General features: G+C 75.3%; 19 protein-coding genes. 9 read left to right on the top strand and 10 right to left on the bottom strand.

The window, feature by feature from the left end:
• Positions 1-62 precede the first annotated feature (62 nt).
• The 3 genes from ACYVI6_RS03660 (at position 63) to ACYVI6_RS03650 (ending at position 3,595) form a co-directional block, all read left to right on the top strand.
• Positions 63-815: a dihydrofolate reductase family protein gene (locus ACYVI6_RS03660; protein WP_460445069.1), complete on the top strand. Its 753-nt coding sequence runs from the start codon at positions 63-65 to the stop codon at positions 813-815.
• 261 nt (positions 816-1,076) lie between these two features.
• Positions 1,077-1,832 carry an alpha/beta fold hydrolase gene (locus tag ACYVI6_RS03655; RefSeq protein ID WP_460445088.1) on the top strand — a complete coding sequence of 252 codons (756 nt, stop codon included), beginning with the start codon at positions 1,077-1,079 and terminating at the stop codon, positions 1,830-1,832.
• A complete protein-coding gene (locus ACYVI6_RS03650; protein ID WP_460445068.1) occupies positions 1,829-3,595 on the top strand; it encodes a putative bifunctional diguanylate cyclase/phosphodiesterase in 1,767 nt (588 codons plus the stop codon). Before ACYVI6_RS03655 ends, ACYVI6_RS03650 begins: the two co-directional genes overlap by 4 nt.
• Here the strand turns inward: ACYVI6_RS03650 and ACYVI6_RS03645 are convergent.
• A complete protein-coding gene (locus ACYVI6_RS03645; protein ID WP_460445067.1) occupies positions 3,576-4,754 on the bottom strand; it encodes an alpha/beta hydrolase family protein in 1,179 nt (392 codons plus the stop codon). The genes ACYVI6_RS03650 and ACYVI6_RS03645 overlap by 20 nt on opposite strands.
• A 23-nt stretch (positions 4,755-4,777) precedes the next feature.
• The gene (locus tag ACYVI6_RS03640; RefSeq protein WP_284287267.1) at positions 4,778-5,161 is read right to left on the bottom strand and encodes a DoxX family protein; all 384 of its coding nucleotides are present in this window, start codon (positions 5,159-5,161) and stop codon (positions 4,778-4,780) included.
• 63 nt (positions 5,162-5,224) lie between these two features.
• Between ACYVI6_RS03640 and ACYVI6_RS03635 the strand changes: the two genes are divergently transcribed.
• Positions 5,225-6,292 carry an ATP-dependent DNA ligase gene (locus ACYVI6_RS03635; RefSeq protein ID WP_460445066.1) on the top strand — a complete coding sequence of 356 codons (1,068 nt, stop codon included), beginning with the start codon at positions 5,225-5,227 and terminating at the stop codon, positions 6,290-6,292.
• Between the two features lie 55 nt (positions 6,293-6,347).
• Positions 6,348-6,836, top strand: coding sequence for a hypothetical protein (locus ACYVI6_RS03630; protein WP_460445065.1), 489 nt, complete (start codon positions 6,348-6,350; stop codon positions 6,834-6,836).
• Between the two features lie 4 nt (positions 6,837-6,840).
• Here ACYVI6_RS03630 and ACYVI6_RS03625 read toward each other — a convergent pair whose 3' ends face one another.
• A complete protein-coding gene (locus tag ACYVI6_RS03625; protein WP_460445064.1) occupies positions 6,841-7,047 on the bottom strand; it encodes a hypothetical protein in 207 nt (68 codons plus the stop codon).
• Positions 7,048-7,123: 76 nt separating this feature from the next.
• Between ACYVI6_RS03625 and ACYVI6_RS03620 the strand changes: the two genes are divergently transcribed.
• On the top strand, positions 7,124-7,453 hold the full coding sequence (locus ACYVI6_RS03620; protein WP_460445063.1) for a DUF3140 domain-containing protein: 330 nt from the start codon (positions 7,124-7,126) through the stop codon (positions 7,451-7,453).
• A gap of 20 nt (positions 7,454-7,473) precedes the next feature.
• Here ACYVI6_RS03620 and ACYVI6_RS03615 read toward each other — a convergent pair whose 3' ends face one another.
• The 3 genes from ACYVI6_RS03615 to ligD form a co-directional block, all read right to left on the bottom strand.
• Positions 7,474-7,827 carry an ANTAR domain-containing protein gene (locus ACYVI6_RS03615; RefSeq protein ID WP_460445087.1) on the bottom strand — a complete coding sequence of 118 codons (354 nt, stop codon included), beginning with the start codon at positions 7,825-7,827 and terminating at the stop codon, positions 7,474-7,476.
• A gap of 115 nt (positions 7,828-7,942) precedes the next feature.
• On the bottom strand, positions 7,943-8,389 hold the full coding sequence (locus ACYVI6_RS03610; RefSeq protein ID WP_460445062.1) for a VOC family protein: 447 nt from the start codon (positions 8,387-8,389) through the stop codon (positions 7,943-7,945).
• A gap of 1 nt (position 8,390) precedes the next feature.
• The gene (ligD, locus tag ACYVI6_RS03605; RefSeq protein ID WP_460445061.1) at positions 8,391-9,437 is read right to left on the bottom strand and encodes a non-homologous end-joining DNA ligase; all 1,047 of its coding nucleotides are present in this window, start codon (positions 9,435-9,437) and stop codon (positions 8,391-8,393) included.
• Between the two features lie 145 nt (positions 9,438-9,582).
• On the opposite strand from ligD, the gene ACYVI6_RS03600 reads away from it, so the two are divergent.
• Complete coding sequence (locus tag ACYVI6_RS03600) at positions 9,583-11,937, top strand: lamin tail domain-containing protein (protein ID WP_460445060.1); 2,355 nt, start codon at positions 9,583-9,585, stop codon at positions 11,935-11,937.
• A 19-nt stretch (positions 11,938-11,956) separates the two neighbouring features.
• Here ACYVI6_RS03600 and ACYVI6_RS03595 read toward each other — a convergent pair whose 3' ends face one another.
• Positions 11,957-12,469 carry a DoxX family protein gene (locus tag ACYVI6_RS03595; protein ID WP_460445059.1) on the bottom strand — a complete coding sequence of 171 codons (513 nt, stop codon included), beginning with the start codon at positions 12,467-12,469 and terminating at the stop codon, positions 11,957-11,959.
• 144 nt (positions 12,470-12,613) lie between these two features.
• Here ACYVI6_RS03595 and msrB point away from each other — a divergent pair, with 144 nt between their 5' ends.
• A complete protein-coding gene (gene msrB / locus ACYVI6_RS03590) occupies positions 12,614-13,030 on the top strand; it encodes a peptide-methionine (R)-S-oxide reductase MsrB (protein ID WP_460445058.1) in 417 nt (138 codons plus the stop codon).
• 4 nt (positions 13,031-13,034) lie between these two features.
• Here the strand turns inward: msrB and hemQ are convergent, their stop codons facing one another.
• Both hemQ and hemG read right to left on the bottom strand, forming a co-directional pair.
• Positions 13,035-13,739 (bottom strand): hydrogen peroxide-dependent heme synthase, encoded by a 705-nt coding sequence (gene hemQ / locus ACYVI6_RS03585; RefSeq protein WP_460445057.1) that lies wholly within the window; start codon positions 13,737-13,739, stop codon positions 13,035-13,037.
• A complete protein-coding gene (gene hemG / locus ACYVI6_RS03580; RefSeq protein ID WP_460445056.1) occupies positions 13,736-15,142 on the bottom strand; it encodes a protoporphyrinogen oxidase in 1,407 nt (468 codons plus the stop codon). Before hemG ends, hemQ begins: the two co-directional genes overlap by 4 nt.
• 111 nt (positions 15,143-15,253) lie before the next feature.
• Between hemG and ACYVI6_RS03575 the strand changes: the two genes are divergently transcribed.
• A complete protein-coding gene (locus ACYVI6_RS03575; protein ID WP_460445055.1) occupies positions 15,254-16,192 on the top strand; it encodes a DUF4349 domain-containing protein in 939 nt (312 codons plus the stop codon).
• Here ACYVI6_RS03575 and hemE read toward each other — a convergent pair.
• The gene (gene hemE, locus ACYVI6_RS03570; RefSeq protein WP_460445054.1) at positions 16,189-17,232 is read right to left on the bottom strand and encodes a uroporphyrinogen decarboxylase; all 1,044 of its coding nucleotides are present in this window, start codon (positions 17,230-17,232) and stop codon (positions 16,189-16,191) included. The two genes, ACYVI6_RS03575 and hemE, sit on opposite strands and share 4 nt — an antisense overlap.
• Positions 17,233-17,286 lie beyond the last annotated feature (54 nt).

Below are 17,286 nucleotides of genomic sequence, written 5' to 3'. Positions count from 1 at the left end.
TACGGGGGCCGGCGGGCCGCGCCAGCAGGTGCCGGTCGCCGGTGCAGGGCAGACTGCGGCCCGTGCAGACCGTCCTGGACCTCGACGCGCTCGATGACGACGCCCTCGCCACCCTCTACGACTACCCGCCCACGGCCGAGCGGGCGGTGGTGCGCGCCAGCTTCGTCACCAGCCTCGACGGCTCGGCCACCGGCCCGGAGGGCGTCTCGGGCGCGCTCGGTGGTGACGCCGACCGGCGGGTGTTCGAGCTGCTGCGCGCAGAGTGCGACGTCGTGCTCGTGGGCAGCGCCACCGCACGGGCCGAGGGGTACCGGCGGGCCGAGACGCCGTCGGCCTGGCACGGGCTGCGCGAGCGACTCGGCCTGGCTCCCGCGCCCACGATCGCGGTCGTGAGCGGGTCGCTCGACCTGCCGGAGGCGCTGCTCGAGCCGGGACCGGTCGACGCCGGCGGGCTGGTCGTCGTGACGCACGGCCGGGCCGACGCGGACCCGGTCGCGGCGCTGCGCGAGCGGCTGGGCGCCGACGCCGTGCTGGTCACCGGCGACGAGCACGGCGACGGCGAGGTCGACGTCGCCGACGCGGTCGAGCAGCTGGCCGCCCGCGGCCTGCGGCGCATCTCGCTCGAGGGCGGTCCGGGGCTGTTCACCGCGGCCGTCGAGGCGGGGGTGCTCGACGAGCTCTGCCTCACCCTGGCGCCCGACCTCGTCGGCGGCGACGGTCCGCGCATCGCCGGCGGCCGGTCGGTGGTGCGGCCGATGCGGCTGGCGCACCTGGCGCTGGCCGGCGACGTCCTGCTCGGTCGCTGGACCCGCTAGCCAGGTCGTCGGGTCGCGTTCAAGGACCGCCCCGCGACTGCCGATGGGGGGAGTCCGGGGTGGGTCCAGCAGCGGCCGGCCCGACCGCCCGCGAAGGGACCGTCCGTGCCCTCTCCCACCGCGCCGCCGCGCCCCTCGGCGACGGCGGACGACGGCCTGTACCGTCCCGAGCCCCCTGCGCGCCGCGAGCGCGACGGGCACCCGGCCGACGTCCTCAGCCGGCACCACGTGACCGAGCACGGCGATCCGCGCGGCCCGGTGATGCTGATGGCGCACGGCTTCGGGGCCGGGCAGGGCGCCTGGGACCGTCTGCTCCCCCAGGTCGTCGATCACCGGGTGATCTGCTTCGACCACCTCGGGTCCGGCCGCACCGACCTGGCCGACTTCGACCAGGAGCGGCACGCGTCGCTCACCGGGTACGCCGACGACGTGCTCGACGTCTGCGCCGCGCTCGACCTGCACGACGTGACCTACGTGGGCCACTCGGTGAGCGCGATGGTCGGCGTGCTGGCGGCGGCCACCGAGCCCGAACGCTTCTCGTCGCTGGTGCTGGTGGCCCCCTCACCGCGGTACGTCGACGACCCGCCCACCGGCTACACCGGCGGCTTCTCGCTCGACGACGTGCACGAGCTGCTCGCCTCGCTCGACAGCAACTACTACGCCTGGTCGGCGGCCATGGCACCGGTCGTCATGGGCGCGGACCAGCCCGAGCTCGGCGTCGAGCTCACCGAGAGCTTCCTCGGCACCCACCCCGACGCGGCACGCACCTTCGCCCGCGCGATCTTCCTGTCAGACGCCCGCGCGGTGCTGCCGGGGGTGCGGGTGCCCGCACTGGTCCTGCAGTGCCGGCACGACGCCCTCGCGCCGGAGCCGGTCGGGCGCATGGTCGCGGCGACGCTGCCGAACGCCACGCTGCGGCAGCTGGAGGCCACCGGGCACTGCCCGCACGTCAGCTCGCCGGCCGAGGTCGCTGCCGCCGTCCGCGAACACCTCGACGACCTGCGCGGCACCGCGTGACCGCGACGGCGCACGCCGGCCCCAGCGCCCCGGCCGCCTGGTGGGAGCAGTCCCCGTGCCCGCAGCTGGTGCTCGACGGCCGGGCCGGCACCGTGCTCGAGGCGAACGACACGTTCACCCGGTGGAGCGGCCTGTCGCGCGAGGCCGTCGTCGGCAGCGAGTTCGCGCGCCTGCTGCCGGTCGGCGACCGCATCCTGTGGAGCACGCACTGCCTGCCGAAGCTCGAGGCCGCCGGACGCGTCAGCGAGGTGTCGGTGCAGGTCGTCGGCGCGGACGGCGGACGGCGGGCGGCGTTCCTGACCGCGTCGCGGGCCGCCGGCGAGGACGGCCGAGACGGCGAGGTGCTCGTCGCGCTGTTCGGTGCCGCCGAGCGCCGGCGCTACGAGGAGGACCTGCTGGAGGCCACGCGGCTCGCCGAGGCCTCCGACGCCCGCCGCGCCGCGGCCGAGGCCGACCTGCAGCACCTGGCGCACCACGACCCGGTCACCGGGCTGCTGAACCGGCGGGGCCTGGAGACGGCGCTGCGCTCGCAGCTGGCGTCGAGCGCGTCGTCCTGCACGGTCGTGCTGTTCATCGACCTCGACGGCTTCAAGCAGGTCAACGACAGCGTCGGGCACACCGGCGGCGACGAGCTGCTCACGACGGTCGCGCAGCGACTGGTCGAGGGGGTGCGCAGCGAGGCCGCCGTGGCGCGCTTCGCCGGTGACGAGTTCGTCGTCGTGCTGTCGCTCGGCGACCCCGCCGCCGTCGACGCCCTCTGCGACCGCCTGCTGCGCGCGCTCGCCACCCCCACGGTGGTGCGCGGCGTCGAGGTCGTCGTCACCGCCAGCATCGGCGTGGCCCGCTGCTGCGACGCGACGGCCGCCGACCTGGACGCCCCGGAGCGACTGACCGAGGCCCTGCTGCACCGGGCCGACGCGGCGATGTACGAGGTCAAGGGCACCGGGCAGGGCGGGTGGCGGGTGCACGACCCGGCTGCCGTCGACCCGACGGAGAGCCGGCTGCAGCTGGTGGAGCAGCTGCGGCACGCCATCGCCGACGGCCAGCTGCGCCTGCACCACCAGCCGCGCGTGCGGGTCGGTGACGGGGTGATCACCGGCGTCGAGGCGCTGGTGCGCTGGCAGCACCCCGAGCGCGGGCTGCTCGCACCCGGGCACTTCATCGAGCTCGCCGAGTCGTCGGGCCTGATCCGCGACCTGGGCGCCTGGGTGCTCGACGCGGCGGTGGCCCAGACCGCGGCCTGGAACGCAGCCGGCCGACGGCTGCAGATGAGCGTCAACGTCTCCGCGCGGCAGCTCGTCGACCCGCAGCTGCCGGCGCTCGTCGCCCGGTCGCTCGCCCGCCACGGCGTGCCGGCCGCGCAGCTGGTGCTGGAGATCACCGAGACCGCGCTCATGCTCGACCCCGAGACGGCGGCCACCTCGCTCGGTCAGCTGCGCGACCTGGGCACCCGCATCGCGGTCGACGACTTCGGCACCGGCTACGCCAGCCTCACCTACCTGCGCCGGTTCCCGGTGCACGAGCTGAAGATCGACCAGACCTTCGTCGCGGGCCTCACCGGCGACGCCGGCGACCGGGCGATCGTCGCCGGCTGCCTGCAGCTGGCCCACTCGCTCGGCCTGGTCAGCGTCGCCGAGGGCGTCGAGACCCCCGAGCAGCACCTGGCGCTGCGCGAGCTCGGCTGCCAGCTCGCGCAGGGCTACCTGCTGGGCCGCCCGGTGCCCGCCGACGAGCTGCCCGAGGTCATCCCGCCGGTCGGCTGAGCACCTCGTCGACGAACCCGCCGACGACGGCTTCCCACCGCGCGGGGTCGGTGTTCCACTCCTTCGTGTGCCGGCCCTGCTGCCACGGCTCGGCCCGGACGACGTCCGGCCGGGCCGCCGCGAGCGCCAGCGACGGGCCGTTCGGCACGTACTCGTCGGCGTCGCTGTGCACGATGAGCACCGGCAGCTCGAGCTCGGCGGCCCGGGTCACCCAGTCGAGGCGGCGCAGGTCGAGCGGCTGCTCGAGGCCGACCAGCCGTCGTCCGAGCCGGTGCCGCATGAGCACGTGCCCGATGCGGGCGACCCGCGGCGGCACGTGGTGCGCGGCCGACTGGTGGTCGAGCACGGCGTGCCAGTCGACCACCGGCGCGTCGAGCACGACGCCGACGACGACCCGCGCGGCGGTCGACCGGGTGGCGGCCTGCAGCACGATCGCGCCACCCATCGACCACCCCATGAGCAGCACCCGCTCGGCGCCGTGCTGCACGGCCCAGCGGACGGCGTCCTCGACGTCGCGCCACTCGCTGTCGCCCAGCCCGTACCGGCCGGCGGGGTCGGCGGGCGCGTCGGGGTCGTTGCGGTAGGCCGGCACCAGGGCGGTGACACCGCGGCGGTGCAGCAGCGGCAGGGTGCGCAGGCACTCCTCGCGGGTCGCGCCGCGGCCGTGCACGAGCACCGCCCAGTCGCCGGACGTCGCGCCCCCGGCACCGACGGCTCCCGGCACCAGCCAGGCCGGCAGCCCGCCCAGCTCGGCGGGCACCTCGACGTCGTCGAAGTCGAGCCCGAGCGCGCTGCGAGGCGTCCCGGCGAAGTGGTACTGGTTCCAGCGCGCCGGGCCGGCCCGCAGCTCGCCCGCGTCGACCCCGAGCAGCTCGCGCACCACGAGGTCGTCGTCGCGGCGCAGCACCTCGCCGACGCGGGCGTGGCCGCCGCCGGGCAGCCACAGCCCGTAGCGGCCGGGTTCGGCGGTCTCGTCGGTGCGGCCGAGGGTGACGGTCTGCGGGTCGACCGCGAGGTCGACGTCGTGCACCACCACGTCGTCCGGTCGGCGGCGGTCGGGGGTCAGCACCCGGCGCGTGAAGTACGTCGCGACGACCCCCGCCCCGGCGAACCCGAGCGCGGCGCAGCCCGCAGCGGCACCGGCCACCGCGCGACCCACCCGCAGCGCGGTCCCCGCGCGGCTCAGGACGACCTCCGGCGCACCCGCAGCGCCCACAGCACCAGCGGCACCTGCAGCGGCAGCCGGGCCAGCGCCACGACCTGGAACGCGGTGGACGCCCGCTCCGAGCGCAGCGCGGTGACCGCCATCTGCACGTTCGCGGGGAAGACGGCGACGAAGAGCGCGGCTGTCGACAGGGCCGCCACCCGGCGGGTGCGGGGCAGGGCGAGCCCCACCGCGCAGGCGATCTCGGCGACACCGGAGCCGTGCACCCAGGGCACCGGGTCGCCCAGCCACCGCGGCACGATCGACGCGAACGGCCCGGGGCGCACCAGGTGGAGCACGCCGCTGGAGGCCAGCACCCCGGCGAGCGGGCGCCAGCCCGGGACGGCGCGCGGCGAGGTCACCGGCGCATCGTGCCACGCGGCGACCGGCTGCCGGTGTCGGAGCCGCCTGGTTGACTGGCGCCCGTGCAGCTGCCCGTCATGCCACCGCTCGCGCCGATGCTGGCCAAGGTCGCGGCCGAGATCCCGCCCGGCCAGCACTACGAGCCGAAGTGGGACGGCTTCCGGTCGGTGATCTTCCGCGACGGCGACGAGGTGGTGATCGGCAGCCGCAACGAGAAGCCGATGACCCGGTACTTCCCCGAGGTCGTCGAGGCGGTGCTGGCGAACCTGCCCGAGCGGGTGGTGGTCGACGGCGAGATCGTCGTCGCCGACGTCGCCCGCAACCGGCTCGACTTCGAGGCGCTGCAGCAGCGCATCCACCCGGCCGACAGCCGCGTGCGGAAGCTGTCGGTCGAGACGCCGGCCAGCTTCGTGGCGTTCGACCTCGTGGCGCTCGGCGACGACGACCTGCGCGGGCTGCCGTTCGAGCAGCGGCGGGCGATGCTCGAGCAGGCCCTCGCGCACGCCGCGCCGCCGGTGCACGTCACGCCGGCGACCCGTGACGTCGAGGAGGCCGCGCAGTGGTTCGAGCGCTTCGAGGGCGCGGGGCTCGACGGGGTCATCTCCAAGAAGCTCGACCTGCGCTACCAGCCCGACAAGCGCGTCATGACGAAGATCAAGCACGTGCGCAGCGCCGACTGCGTCGTGGCCGGCTACCGGGTGCACAAGTCGGGGCCGGACGCGATCGGCTCGCTGCTGCTCGGGCTGTACGACGAGGAGGGCCACCTGGCCTCGGTCGGCGTGATCGGCGCGTTCACCATGGCGCGGCGCCGCGAGCTGTTCGCCGAGCTGCAGCCGCTGGTCACCGACTTCGACGACCACCCGTGGGCCTGGGCCCGGCAGGAGGAGGGCGAGCGCACGCCGCGCAAGGGCGAGGGCAGCCGGTGGAACGGCGGCAAGGACCTCTCGTTCACCCCGCTGCGGCCCGAGCTGGTCGTCGAGGTGAAGTACGACGCGATGGAGGGCGTGCGGTTCCGGCACACGGCGCAGTTCCTGCGCTGGCGGCCCGACCGCGAGCCGGCCAGCTGCACCTACGAGCAGCTCGACCGGCCGGTGCGCTTCCGCGTCACCGACGTGCTGTCCGGCGCCTGACCCCGCTGTGCCAGGATCGCCACGGCCTCGACACCCCATACCACCAGGAGCACCCGTGGCAGACCTCGTCGTCCTGCTGACCGAGCAGGCCCTGCAGGCCGGCGACGCCGAACGCATCGTCGCCCTGCACGCCGCGGACGACGTGCGTCCCGGCTACCGGGTGCTGGTGCCGGCCGACACCGAGCGCAACCTGCTCGCGGACGTCCTCGACCACCTCAGCCTGCTCGAGCTGCGCGCCGCCCTGGCCGAGGTGCGCCACCAGCCCGGGCAGCACGAGGCACGGGCCACCGCCGCCCAGGCGCTCGACGCCTCGCTCAGCGCGCTGCGGGCGGCCGGCGTCGAGGCCGAGGGCGAGGTCACCGGCGACGACCCGCTGCCGGCGCTGCGCGCTCACGTCGAACGGCTCGGCGCCCGCGAGGTGGTCGTGGTGACCCGCCCGCACGCGGTCGAGGACACCTTCCACCGCGACTGGGCCAGCCGCGCCCGCGACGAGCTCGGCGTGCCCGTGCTGCACGTCTACGCGGGCACGACCTTCCTGGGCTGAGCGCTCAGCTCGGCCCGCCGTGGTCGCCGGGCACCTGTTCGGCACCCTCGTGGTAGCCGGTGCCGTCGACCGGGTCCTGCTCGCCCACCGGCGCGTCCGGCACGTGGTCGGGTGCGCCGTCCTGCTTCTCCGGCACCGGGTCCTGCTCGGCCGCGTTCAGCGGTCCGGCGTCCGGGTCGTCCAGGCTGTCGCGGTCCGTGTCCCTCACCATCCCCACAGCCTGGCGCCCGGCGCGGTCGACGGCGAGCCGAGGTGCGGCGGACGACGGGCGTGCCAGGGTCGTGCGCATGGACGACGACGAGCGCAAGGGCATCCGCCGCGACTTCGACGAGGCGGTGAACATGACGCCGAAGCAGCTCGAGGACTGGCTGCAGACCGACGACAGCAAGCGCGTCGGCGTCGGCGAGGGCGAGTCGGTCGGGCACGAGAGCGGCCGCCGCATCGTCGAGATCAAGCGGACGAAGGTCGCCGACCTCACCGACGACGACCACGAGCACATGCGCAGGGTCACCGGCTACGTGCACCGGCACCTGACGCAGGGCGGCCCGAAGAGCGACGTCGAGCACTCGCGGTGGCGGTACTCGCTGATGAACTGGGGCCACGACCCGCTGCACTGAGTGGGTCGAACCCGCCCGGCCTAGCGGCTGGGGCGACCGCGCGGACGGCGGGCCGACTGCGGCAGCCGCCCCTGCGGCAGCTCGACGGGCAGCTCGCCCGCCTCGGTCACCCGCACCGCGAGCTCGTACGGCGTGAGGTCGTGCTGCCCCGCGGCGGCGTGCAGCATCTCGCGGGCGCCACCGGCCGGCAGCCGGTACGTCGCCATGAGGATGCCGGTGGCCTGCGCGACGCGGGCGCGGGTGACCACCTCGGCCCGCAGGCTCTCGACCTGCGCCTCGAGGTCGGACACGCGCTGGCGCAGCGCCTCGGTCTCGGCCGTGGGCTCGTCGGTGTCTCGCAGGTCCAGGACCTCTGTGCCGATCTTCTGGTGCATCGTCGTCACCTGCTCGCCATCGAGGGTGAAAGGGTCCGCCTGGGCTCGACGTCCGATCCTGTTGTCTCGCAGCGTCATCCGCAGACGACAGGTTGTCAACCGGAGGTGACCGGGTTCACGACACGCAGAACTCGTTCCCCTCCGGGTCGCGCAGGGTCACGAAGTACACGAGGTCGCTCGGGTCGTCGTCCGCCACGGTGCCGACCCGCGTGGCGCCGAGGTCGAGCAGCTCGGCCACCAGCGCCTCGACGACCTCCGCCCGCCGCTCGTACGGCATCGCGTCGTCGCGTCCGGTCGGGTACAGGTCGAGGTGCAGCCGGTTCTTGCCGGCCTTCTCCTCCGGCACCTGCTGGAACCACAGCGCCGGCCGCAGCCCCTCGGGGTCGAACAGCCGGTCGGCGAACGCCGGGGCACCGTCGAGGCGCCCGCGGTAGTGCGCCCACCACACGGTGTCGGGCGCCTGCGGCGGCTCCGGTGGCGTGCCGCTCCACCCGAGCGCCTGCCCCCAGAACGCCGTCAGCCGCGCCGGGTCGTTCGCGTCGATGGTCAGCTGCCAGAACACGTCAGTCCCCGTCCGTCCAGTGGGCCGCGACCTTGCGGCTGGGCTGCACCCGCGGCGGCTCGCCGGGCATCTTCGGGTAGTCGGGCGGGAAGCTCAGCTCGCCCAGCCCGCGCTCCTCGACGTCGGCGCGCCACAGGTCGAGGGCGGCGTCGATCGAGCCGACCGCGTCGTCCATCGCGGCCCACGGGTCGCCGTCGGCCAGCCGCTCGGGCACCGAGCGCACGGTGAGCAGCGCGGGGTCGGTGCCGGCCAGCTCGTCCCACGACAGCGGCGTCGACACCGGGGCGTGCGGCAGCGGGCGGGGGCTCCACGCGGCCGCGATGGTGCGGTCGCGGTTGCTCTGGTTGAAGTCGACGAAGATCCGCCTCCCGCGCTCCTCCTTCCACCAGGCCATCGTCACCAGGTCGGGGTCGCGCCGCTCGAGCTCGCGGCCGATGCCGATCACCGCGTGCCGCACCTCGAGGAACTCGTGCTCGGGGCGGATCCGCGCGAACACGTGCACGCCGCGGTTGCCGGACGTCTTCACGAACGCGGTCAGGCCGAGCTCGCCCATCAGCTCGCGCAGCAGCACCGCGGCGGTGGCGGCGTCGGCGAACGTGCGGCCCGGCTGCGGGTCCAGGTCGATGCGCAGCTCGTCGGGCCGGTCGACGTCCGGCACCCGCACCGGCCAGGGGTGCACGGTGATGGTCGACATCTGCGCCGCCCACACCAGCGTGGCGATCTCGCTCACCACGACCTGCGGGTGCCGGCGTCCGCTGGGGTAGGTGAGCTCGACGGTCTCGATCCACTCCGGCATCCCCTTGGGCGGGTTCTTCGAGAAGAACGCCTCGCCGCCGACGCCGTCGCGGAACCGTTCGAGCGTGACCGGACGCCGGGCCAGGGCGCGCAGTGCGGCCGGCGCCACGGCCACCCAGTAGTCGGCCAGGTCGCGCTTCGTGACGCCCGCCTCGGGCCACACCAGCCGCCCCGGGCTCGAGAGCCGCTGCTGCCGGACGCCGTCGGGCGCGTCGGGCGCGTCGAGCTCGAGGACCACCGCGTCAGCCGCCATGCCGAGAGCCTAGGGCGGCGCGCCGACAGCGCCGGGCCGCGGCACGCGATCCCGGCATTCACCGCGTCTTTGCCCGCAGAAGGTGTTCTCGGGGCATTTCGGGCTGGTAGACACGGGCCACCCCGCCCCCGACCCTGGAGCACCCATGCCCGTGTCGCACCCGACGCGACTGCTCGCCGTCCCCCTCGGCGCGGCCCTCGCGGCCACCGGCCTCACCCTGGCCGCGCCCGCACCTGCTCTCGCCGCCTCCACGTCCGTCGTCGTGAGCGAGGTGTACGGCGGCGGGGGCAACTCCGGCGCGACGTACACCAACGACTTCGTCGAGCTCTACAACCTGGGCACCGCTGCGGTCGACCTGTCCGGCTGGCAGGTGCAGTACGCCTCCGCGGGCGGCACCGCCACCGCACCCGTCGACCTCACCGGCTCGGTGCCCGCGGGCGCCAGCTACCTGGTGCAGCTCGGCGCCGGGGCCGGTGGCACGACGCCGCTGCCGTCGCCCGACGTGACGGGGGCGAGCAACCTCAGCGGCACGTCCGGTCGCGTCGACCTGCTGCACGACGGCGCGCTCGTCGACCGGGTCGGCTACGGCACCGCCAACCTGTCTGAGGGCGCCCCCGCGCCCGCAGCGTCGAACACCACCTCGGTCGCCCGCTCCGGCTCGTGCAGCGACACCGACGCCAACGCGACCGACTTCACCGCCGGCGCGCCGACGCCGCAGGGCACGGCCGCCGGCGGGCACGCCTGCGGCGCGGGCGGTGGGACGACACCCCCTCCCCCGGCGCAGGAGGCGACCATCGCGCAGGTGCAGGGCGCCGCGCACCGCTCGCCGCTCGAGGGGAAGGCCGTCACCGGTCTGCGCGGCGTCGTGACCGCGCTGCGCAGCAACGGCTTCTACGTCTCGAGCACGCAGCCCGACACCGACCCGTCCACCAGCGAGGGGCTGTACGTCTTCACCAGCAGCGCCCCGACCGAGCACGTCGGGGACGCCGTGTCGCTGGCCGGCACGGTGACCGAGTACCGCGCGGGCGGTGCCACCAACCTGACCACCACCGAGCTCAGCCGGCCGACCGTGACCGTCACCGGCACCGCTCCCCTGCCGGCGCCGGTGCTGCTCGGCGTCGACCGCGTCGCGCCGCCGCAGACCGTCGAGCCCGGCGACCCGGGCGACGTCGAGCTCGCGCCGTTCGACCCGGCCACGGGCGCGCTCGACTTCTACGAGTCGCTCGAGGGCATGCGGGTCGCCGTCCGCGACGCCCGCGTCGTCGGCCCCACCAACGACTTCGGCGAGATCACCGTCGTCCCGGGGCGTCCGGCGCAGACCGTGACCTCGCGCCGGGGCGGGGTCGTCTACTCCGGGTACGACCACCCGAACACCTCGCGCATCCAGCTCGACGGTGCGCTGCTCGCGCCGGACATGCCGGCCGCGAACGTGGGTGACACCGTCACCGGCACCACGACAGGCGTCGTCGACTACTCGTTCTCGAACTACGAGCTGCTGGTCACCGCGCTGCCGACCGTCCAGGACCGGCACCTGCGGCGCGAGACGACGCAGGCCGCCGGCCGCAAGGAGCTGTCGGTCGCGACGTTCAACGTCGAGAACCTCGCGCCGAGCGACCCGGCCACGAAGTTCGAGCGGCTGGCCGGCCAGATCGTGCGCAACCTGGCCTCGCCCGACGTCCTGGCGCTGGAGGAGATCCAGGACGACACCGGCGCGACGGACGACGGCACGGTCACCAGCGGTGTCACGGTGAGCAAGCTGGTGGCGGCGATCGCCGCTGCCGGCGGCCCGCGCTACGACGCGCGGTGGATCGACCCGACGAACGACACCGACGGCGGCCAGCCGGGCGGCAACATCCGCCAGGTGCTGCTCTTCGACCCGGCCCGCGGCGTCTCGTTCGTCGACCGGCCCGGCGGCGACGCCACCACCCCGGTGACCGTGACCTCGCGCCGCGGGAAGCCGCAGCTGTCGGTCAGCCCCGGCCGCATCGACCCGGCGAACCCGGCGTGGACCAGCTCGCGCAAGCCGCTCGCGGCGCAGCTCCGGTTCCGCGGGAAGGACGTCTTCGTCGTCGCCAACCACTTCGCCAGCAAGGGCGGCGACCAGCCCCTGATGGGCCGCTACCAGCAGCCGGAGCGCTCGAGCGAGGTGCAGCGGCACGCCCAGGCGACCGCCGTGCGCGCCTTCGTCGACGACGTGCTGGCAGTCGACCGCAGGGCCCGCGTGGTGGTGCTCGGGGACCTCAACGACTTCGAGTTCTCGCAGACGGCCGACATCCTGGTCGGCTCGGGGCGGACGGCGCTGATCGACCTGCCGCGCACGCTCCCGGCGTCCGAGCGGTACACGTACGTCTACGAGGGCAACAGCCAGGTGCTGGACCACATCCTGGTGAGCCAGGGGCTGCGCAAGCGGCTCTCGTACGACGTCGTGCACACGAACGCGGAGTTCGCCGACCAGGACAGCGACCACGACCCGCAGGTCGTGCGCCTGTCGGTCCGCTAGCCGGGGGCGCGCCCCGTCGTCAGGCCTGCTCGGCGGGCTCGGCGGCGGGGCCGCGCTTCCCCAGCTCGATCGCCGCGGTCGACGCGACGGCGCCCAGGGCCAGCGCGCCGAGCGCCCACTTCGGGCCGGTCTTCTCGATCCCGAGCGCGCGGTCGAGCGAGACGGCGCCGGGACCGGTCTCGGCGAGCGAGGCGACGGCCGCGATCAGCGTGCCGTTGTACTCCCAGCCGCCGTCGGTGTTCCACGGGCCGTTGCTCAGGTGCACCTTGCGGATCGCGGTGATCATCGTGCCGATCAGGCTGGCGGCGGCCAGCGGCGTGAACAGCCCCAGCACCAGCGCCGCGCCGCCCGCGGTCTCGGTGACGCCGGCCGCGTAGGCGTTGCGGCGGGCGGGGCGCATCTGCATGCTCTCCATCGCGCCGGAGAAGCCCTCGATGCCCGGCCCGCCGAACGCGCCGGTCAGCTTCTGCAGGCCGTGGCCCACGAACAGCCCTCCGACGACGCCTCGTGCGATCAACCGTCCGACGCTCATGGGGTGCCGCCTCTGCCTGCCGGGCTTCGCCGATCGAAGCCGCTCCGTCCATGCAAGCGCGGTCGGCCGCTGCCCGCCACCCGGGAACGCCCGCCACCGGCAGGGTGTTGAGACGTCGTGAGCATCTTCTCGAAGGGACCTGCCATGAAGCCGACCACCACCCAGTACCTCGTCGTGAAAGACGACGCCGAGTGGCGCGAGCAGCTGAGCGCCGAGGAGTTCCACGTGCTGCGCGAGGCCGGCACCGAGCGGCCGTTCGTCGGCGAGTACACCGACACCACCACCGAGGGCGTCTACGCCTGTCGCGCGTGCGGCACCGAGCTGTTCACCAGCGACACCAAGTTCGAGTCGCACTGCGGGTGGCCGTCGTTCTACGCCCCCGAGGAGGGCAAGGTCGAGTACATCGAGGACCGCTCGTTCGGCAGCGTGCGCACCGAGGTGCGCTGCGCCACCTGCGGCTCGCACCTCGGGCACGTCTTCTCCGGCGAGGGCTACCCGACGCCGACCGACCAGCGCTACTGCATCAACAGCGTCTCGATGACGCTGCGGCCGAAGGCCTGACCGCTCAGGGCAGGCGCTCGACCAGCTCCGGCAGGTCCGCGCGGGGACCGGTGTAGAACGGGATCTCCTCGCGGACGTGCCGGCGGGCGTCGGTCGCCCGCAGGTCGCGCATGAGGTCGACGATGCGGTGCAGCTCGTCGGCCTCGAACGCCAGCACCCACTCGTAGTCGCCGAGCGCGAACGACGACACCGTGTTGGCCCGGACGTCGGGGTAGCCGCGCGCGGCCTTGCCGTGCTCGACGAGCATGTCGCGGCGCTCGGCGTCCGGCAGCAGGTACCACTCGTAGGAGCGCACGAACGGGTAGACGCAGACGTACGCCCGCGCCTCCTCCCCCGCCATGAACGCCGGCACGTGGCCCTTGTTGAACTCCGCCGGGCGGTGCAGCGCGACGTTCGACCAGACCGGCAGCAGCTGGCGGCCGAGCTCGCTGCGCCGCAACCGCTGGTAGGCGCGCTGGACGGTCTCGACGGTCGGGGCGTGCCACCACACCATCAGGTCGGCGTCGGCGCGCAGCCCGGCCACGTCGTACCAGCCGCGCACCACGAGCCCCTCGTCGACGAGCTCGGCCAGCAGCGCCTCGACCTCGGCCGCCAGCGCGGCGCGGTCGCCCTGCACCGGCTGCGGCGCGGCGAACACCGACCACATCGCGTACCGGATGGTGTCGTTGATGTCGCGCGCCTTCGGCTTCTGGTCGGTCTGCTCGCTCATGGGGTCGAGTCTCCCAGGTGGCTCAGGACGTCGCGCGCGGCCCGGTGCGCCGACGCGATCACCGCCGGCACCCCCACCCCGTCGTACGCCGCGCCGGCCACCGCGAGCCCCGGACGACGCGCCACCTCGCGCCGCACCAGGGCCATCGCGTCGACGTGCCCGACGGCGTACTGCGGCAGGCCCCCGCCCCACCGGGTGACGGCGGTGGCGACCGGCCGCAGCGGCTCGCGCAGGTCGAGCACGCCGGTGAGGTCGGCGAGCACCCGCGCGGTCAGCGCGTCGTCGTCGAGCTGCAGGTCGCGCTCATCGCCGTGGCGGCCCACCGAGGCGCGGACGACGACGTGCTCGGCGTCGCGGTCGTCGAGCCACGGCCACTTCGCCGACGACGCCGTGACGGCCTTGACGACGCGGCCCTCGACCGGTGGCACCAGCACCCCGGAGCCCGCGGGGAGCAGGTCGGCCGCGGCGCGCGGCAGCACCGCGGTGACCAGCGCCAGGCTGGCCAGCTCGACCCCGGCGAGCGTCGAGGCCGCGACGGGTGCGACGTCGCGCAGCAGCCGGGCAGCCGCCGGTGGCGGCACCGCGACGACCACGGCGTCGGCGTCCAGCACCTCGGGTGCGGTCGTCGGGCCGACGACCAGCCGCCAGCCGAACGGCGTCCGGCGCAGCTCGCGAACCGTTGCACCGGTGCGCACGTCACCGCCCGCCGCGCGCACGGCGTCGGCGACCGCGAGCGGCAGGCGTCCGACACCGCCGCGCACCCCGGCGAAGACCGGCCCCGCCGTCGCCGTGCCGGCCCTGGTCGCGGCGGCCGCCCGCTCGACCACCGACCCGCCGCTGACGGCGGCCTCCCACAGCGCGGGGACCGTCGCCCGCAGCGACAGCCGCTCCGCGTGCCCGGCGTACACCCCACCCAGCAGCGGCTCGACCAGCCGGGCCACGACGTCGTCGCCCACCCGCCCGCGGACGAAGGTCGCCACGTCGGTGTCGTCGGTCAACCGTTCGTGGGGCGTGCGCGGCTCGGCGGCGACGGCGTCGACGGCGCGCCGGGGCAGCAGCCCGTCGAGGCCCTCGGTGCGCGACGGCACGCCCATCACCGTGCCGGTCGGGAGCGGGTGCAGGCGGCCCCCGGAGCGCACCAGCGCACCGGCCGAGCGCGGGGTCACCAGGTCGTCCCCCAGGCCCACCGCCCGGGCCAGGTCGACCGCCTCCGGGCGCCGGGCCAGCAGCGACTCGGCACCCAGGTCGACGGTCAGACCGCCCACCTCGCCCAGCGCGAGCTTGCCCCCGACCCGGCCGGCGGCGTCGAGCACCACGACGTCCAGGCCGGGTCGCTCGGCCAGCAGCCGCTGCGCCGCAGCCAGCCCGCCGATGCCCGCGCCCACCACCACGACCCGTGCCACCGGCCCACCCTCGCAGACCGTGATGCGATCGAGACGTCCCGGGTGGAACGACCGCCGGACACCGCGTCGTCCCAGGCCCGACGATGCCTGGACCGAGAAGGGGTGAGGACCGTGCGTGGACGTCGGGTCGTGACGGTGGTGGGGGCGGTGCTGCTGGCGGGCAGCGTGCTGGGCGGGTGCGGCGGCGGCGGGGACGACTCCGGCGGCGCGTCGTCCGGGTCGGCCGGGTCGGCCGAGGTGCAGGACGGCGCGGCGCGCGCCCAGGGCGACGCCCCGGCCGCGCCGTCCGACGAGAAGGGCTCCTCGGGCGGTCAGCAGGCGGCGCCGCTGGTGACCGAGCGCAGGATCGTGCGCACCGCGGCGATGACCGTCGAGGCCGCCGACGTCGAGGCGGCGGGGGTGAAGGTGCGCTCGATCGTCACCGCCGCCAAGGGGTTCGTGCAGGACGAGCAGACCACCGCCGGCGGCGCCGGGTCGGACGCCAGCTCGGTGCTGACCCTGCGCGTGCCGACCGCCGGGCTGGACGGCGTGATGAGCCGGGTCGCCGGCGTCGGGCGGCTCGTCGACCGGTCGCAGTCGAGCGAGGACGTCACCGCGAAGGTCGTCGACACCGAGAGCCGCCTCGCGTCGCAGCGCGCCAGCGTGCAGCGGGTGCGGGCGCTGCTGGCGAAGGCCACCACCGTCGGCCAGGTCGTGCAGGTCGAGGGCGAGCTGTCGAAGCGCCAGGCCGACCTCGAGTCGCTCGAGGCCCAGCTCAAGGTGCTCTCCGACTCGGCGGCGCTGTCGACGTTCACCGTGAGCCTGCAGCCGAAGGGCGTCGCCGCCGTGCAGCCGAAGCAGCACAACGGGTTCGTCGACGGCCTGCTCGGCGGCTGGCACGCCCTCGGCGCCAGCGCGAAGGTGCTCGTCACGGTCGTCGGCGCGCTGCTGCCGTTCGCGATCCTGTTCGCGCTCGTGCTCGTCCCGCTGGTGGTCGTGCTGCGCCGCCGCGCAGCCCGGCGCCCGGCGCCCGTGCCGACGCAGGGCCTGCCCGCGGCCCCACCCGTCTAGCTCGCCGGCGGCGTCCAGGCGTGCACGACGTCGACGACCCGTTGCAGGGCAGCGGGGTCGGTGCCGGGCGGGACGCCGTGGCCGAGGTTGAAGACGTGACCGGGGGTGCGGCTGCCGGCCTCGAGGGTGCGGAGGACGTGCCGCTCGAGCACCTCGGGCGGCACCGAGAGCAGGGCCGGGTCGAGGTTGCCCTGCACGGCGCGGTCGGGGCCGATGCGGCGGCTGGCCTCGTCGAGCGGTACGCGGAAGTCGACGCCCACGACGTCGGCGCCGGCCTCGCCCATCGCGGCCAGCAGCTCGCCGGTGCCGACCCCGAAGTGGATGCGCGGCACGTCGAGGTCGGCGACGGCGGCGAGCGCCGCGGCCGAGTGCGGCTGCACGTGCGTGAGGTAGTCGGCCAGCGGCAGCGAGCCGACCCACGAGTCGAACAGCTGCACCGCGCTCGCCCCGGCCTGCGCCTGCACCCGCAGGAACGCGCCGGTGATCGCCGCCAGCCGCGACAGCAGGGCGTGCCACAGCTGCGGGTCGCCGTGCATCAGCGCCTTGGTGCGCTCGTGCCCCTTCGACGGACCGCCCTCGACGAGGTACGACGCGAGGGTGAACGGCGCGCCGGCGAACCCGATGAGGGGCGTGTCGCCGAGCTCGGCGACCAGCAGGCGCACCGCCTCGTCGACGTACGGGACGTCGTCGACGGTCAGGTCGGGCAGCCGGTCGAGGTCGGCGGCCGACGCGAACGGCTGCGCGACGACGGGGCCGACCCCGGGCACGATGTCGAGGTCGACGCCGATCGCCTTCAGCGGCACCACGATGTCGCTGTAGAAGATGGCGGCGTCGACGCCGTAGCGGCGCACCGGCTGCAGGGTGATCTCGGTGACGAGGTCGGGACGGCGGCACGAGTCGAGCATCGAGATGCCCTCGCGCACGCGGCGGTACTCGGGCAGCGAGCGCCCGGCCTGCCGCATGAACCACACCGGCACCCGGTCGGTCGGCTGGCGGCGGCAGGCGCGCAGCAGCGGGGCGTCGCTCGGGGGCTGGGTCACCCGGCGATGGTCCCACGGGTGGCGCGCACCGGCCCGTGCGCCCGGCGCGCCGTC

This window comes from Angustibacter aerolatus (assembly GCF_054776675.1).
Note: the sequence above shows the minus strand (reverse complement) of the source record. Positions and strands in the feature narration are given on the sequence as shown.

Excerpts from the sequence above, each read along its gene's own strand:
- ACYVI6_RS03620 (WP_460445063.1), top strand. The coding sequence starts at position 7,124 with ATGGACGACGACGAGCGCAAGGGCATCCGCCGCGACTTCGACGAGGCG.
- ACYVI6_RS03615 (WP_460445087.1), bottom strand. The coding sequence starts at position 7,827 with ATGCACCAGAAGATCGGCACAGAGGTCCTGGACCTGCGAGACACCGAC.
- ACYVI6_RS03600 (WP_460445060.1), top strand. The coding sequence starts at position 9,583 with ATGCCCGTGTCGCACCCGACGCGACTGCTCGCCGTCCCCCTCGGCGCG.
- msrB (WP_460445058.1), top strand. The coding sequence starts at position 12,614 with ATGAAGCCGACCACCACCCAGTACCTCGTCGTGAAAGACGACGCCGAG.
- ACYVI6_RS03625 (WP_460445064.1), bottom strand. The coding sequence starts at position 7,047 with ATGGTGAGGGACACGGACCGCGACAGCCTGGACGACCCGGACGCCGGA.
- hemQ (WP_460445057.1), bottom strand. The coding sequence starts at position 13,739 with ATGAGCGAGCAGACCGACCAGAAGCCGAAGGCGCGCGACATCAACGAC.
- ACYVI6_RS03655 (WP_460445088.1), top strand. The coding sequence starts at position 1,077 with ATGCTGATGGCGCACGGCTTCGGGGCCGGGCAGGGCGCCTGGGACCGT.
- ACYVI6_RS03595 (WP_460445059.1), bottom strand. The coding sequence starts at position 12,469 with ATGAGCGTCGGACGGTTGATCGCACGAGGCGTCGTCGGAGGGCTGTTC.
- ligD (WP_460445061.1), bottom strand. The coding sequence starts at position 9,437 with ATGGCGGCTGACGCGGTGGTCCTCGAGCTCGACGCGCCCGACGCGCCC.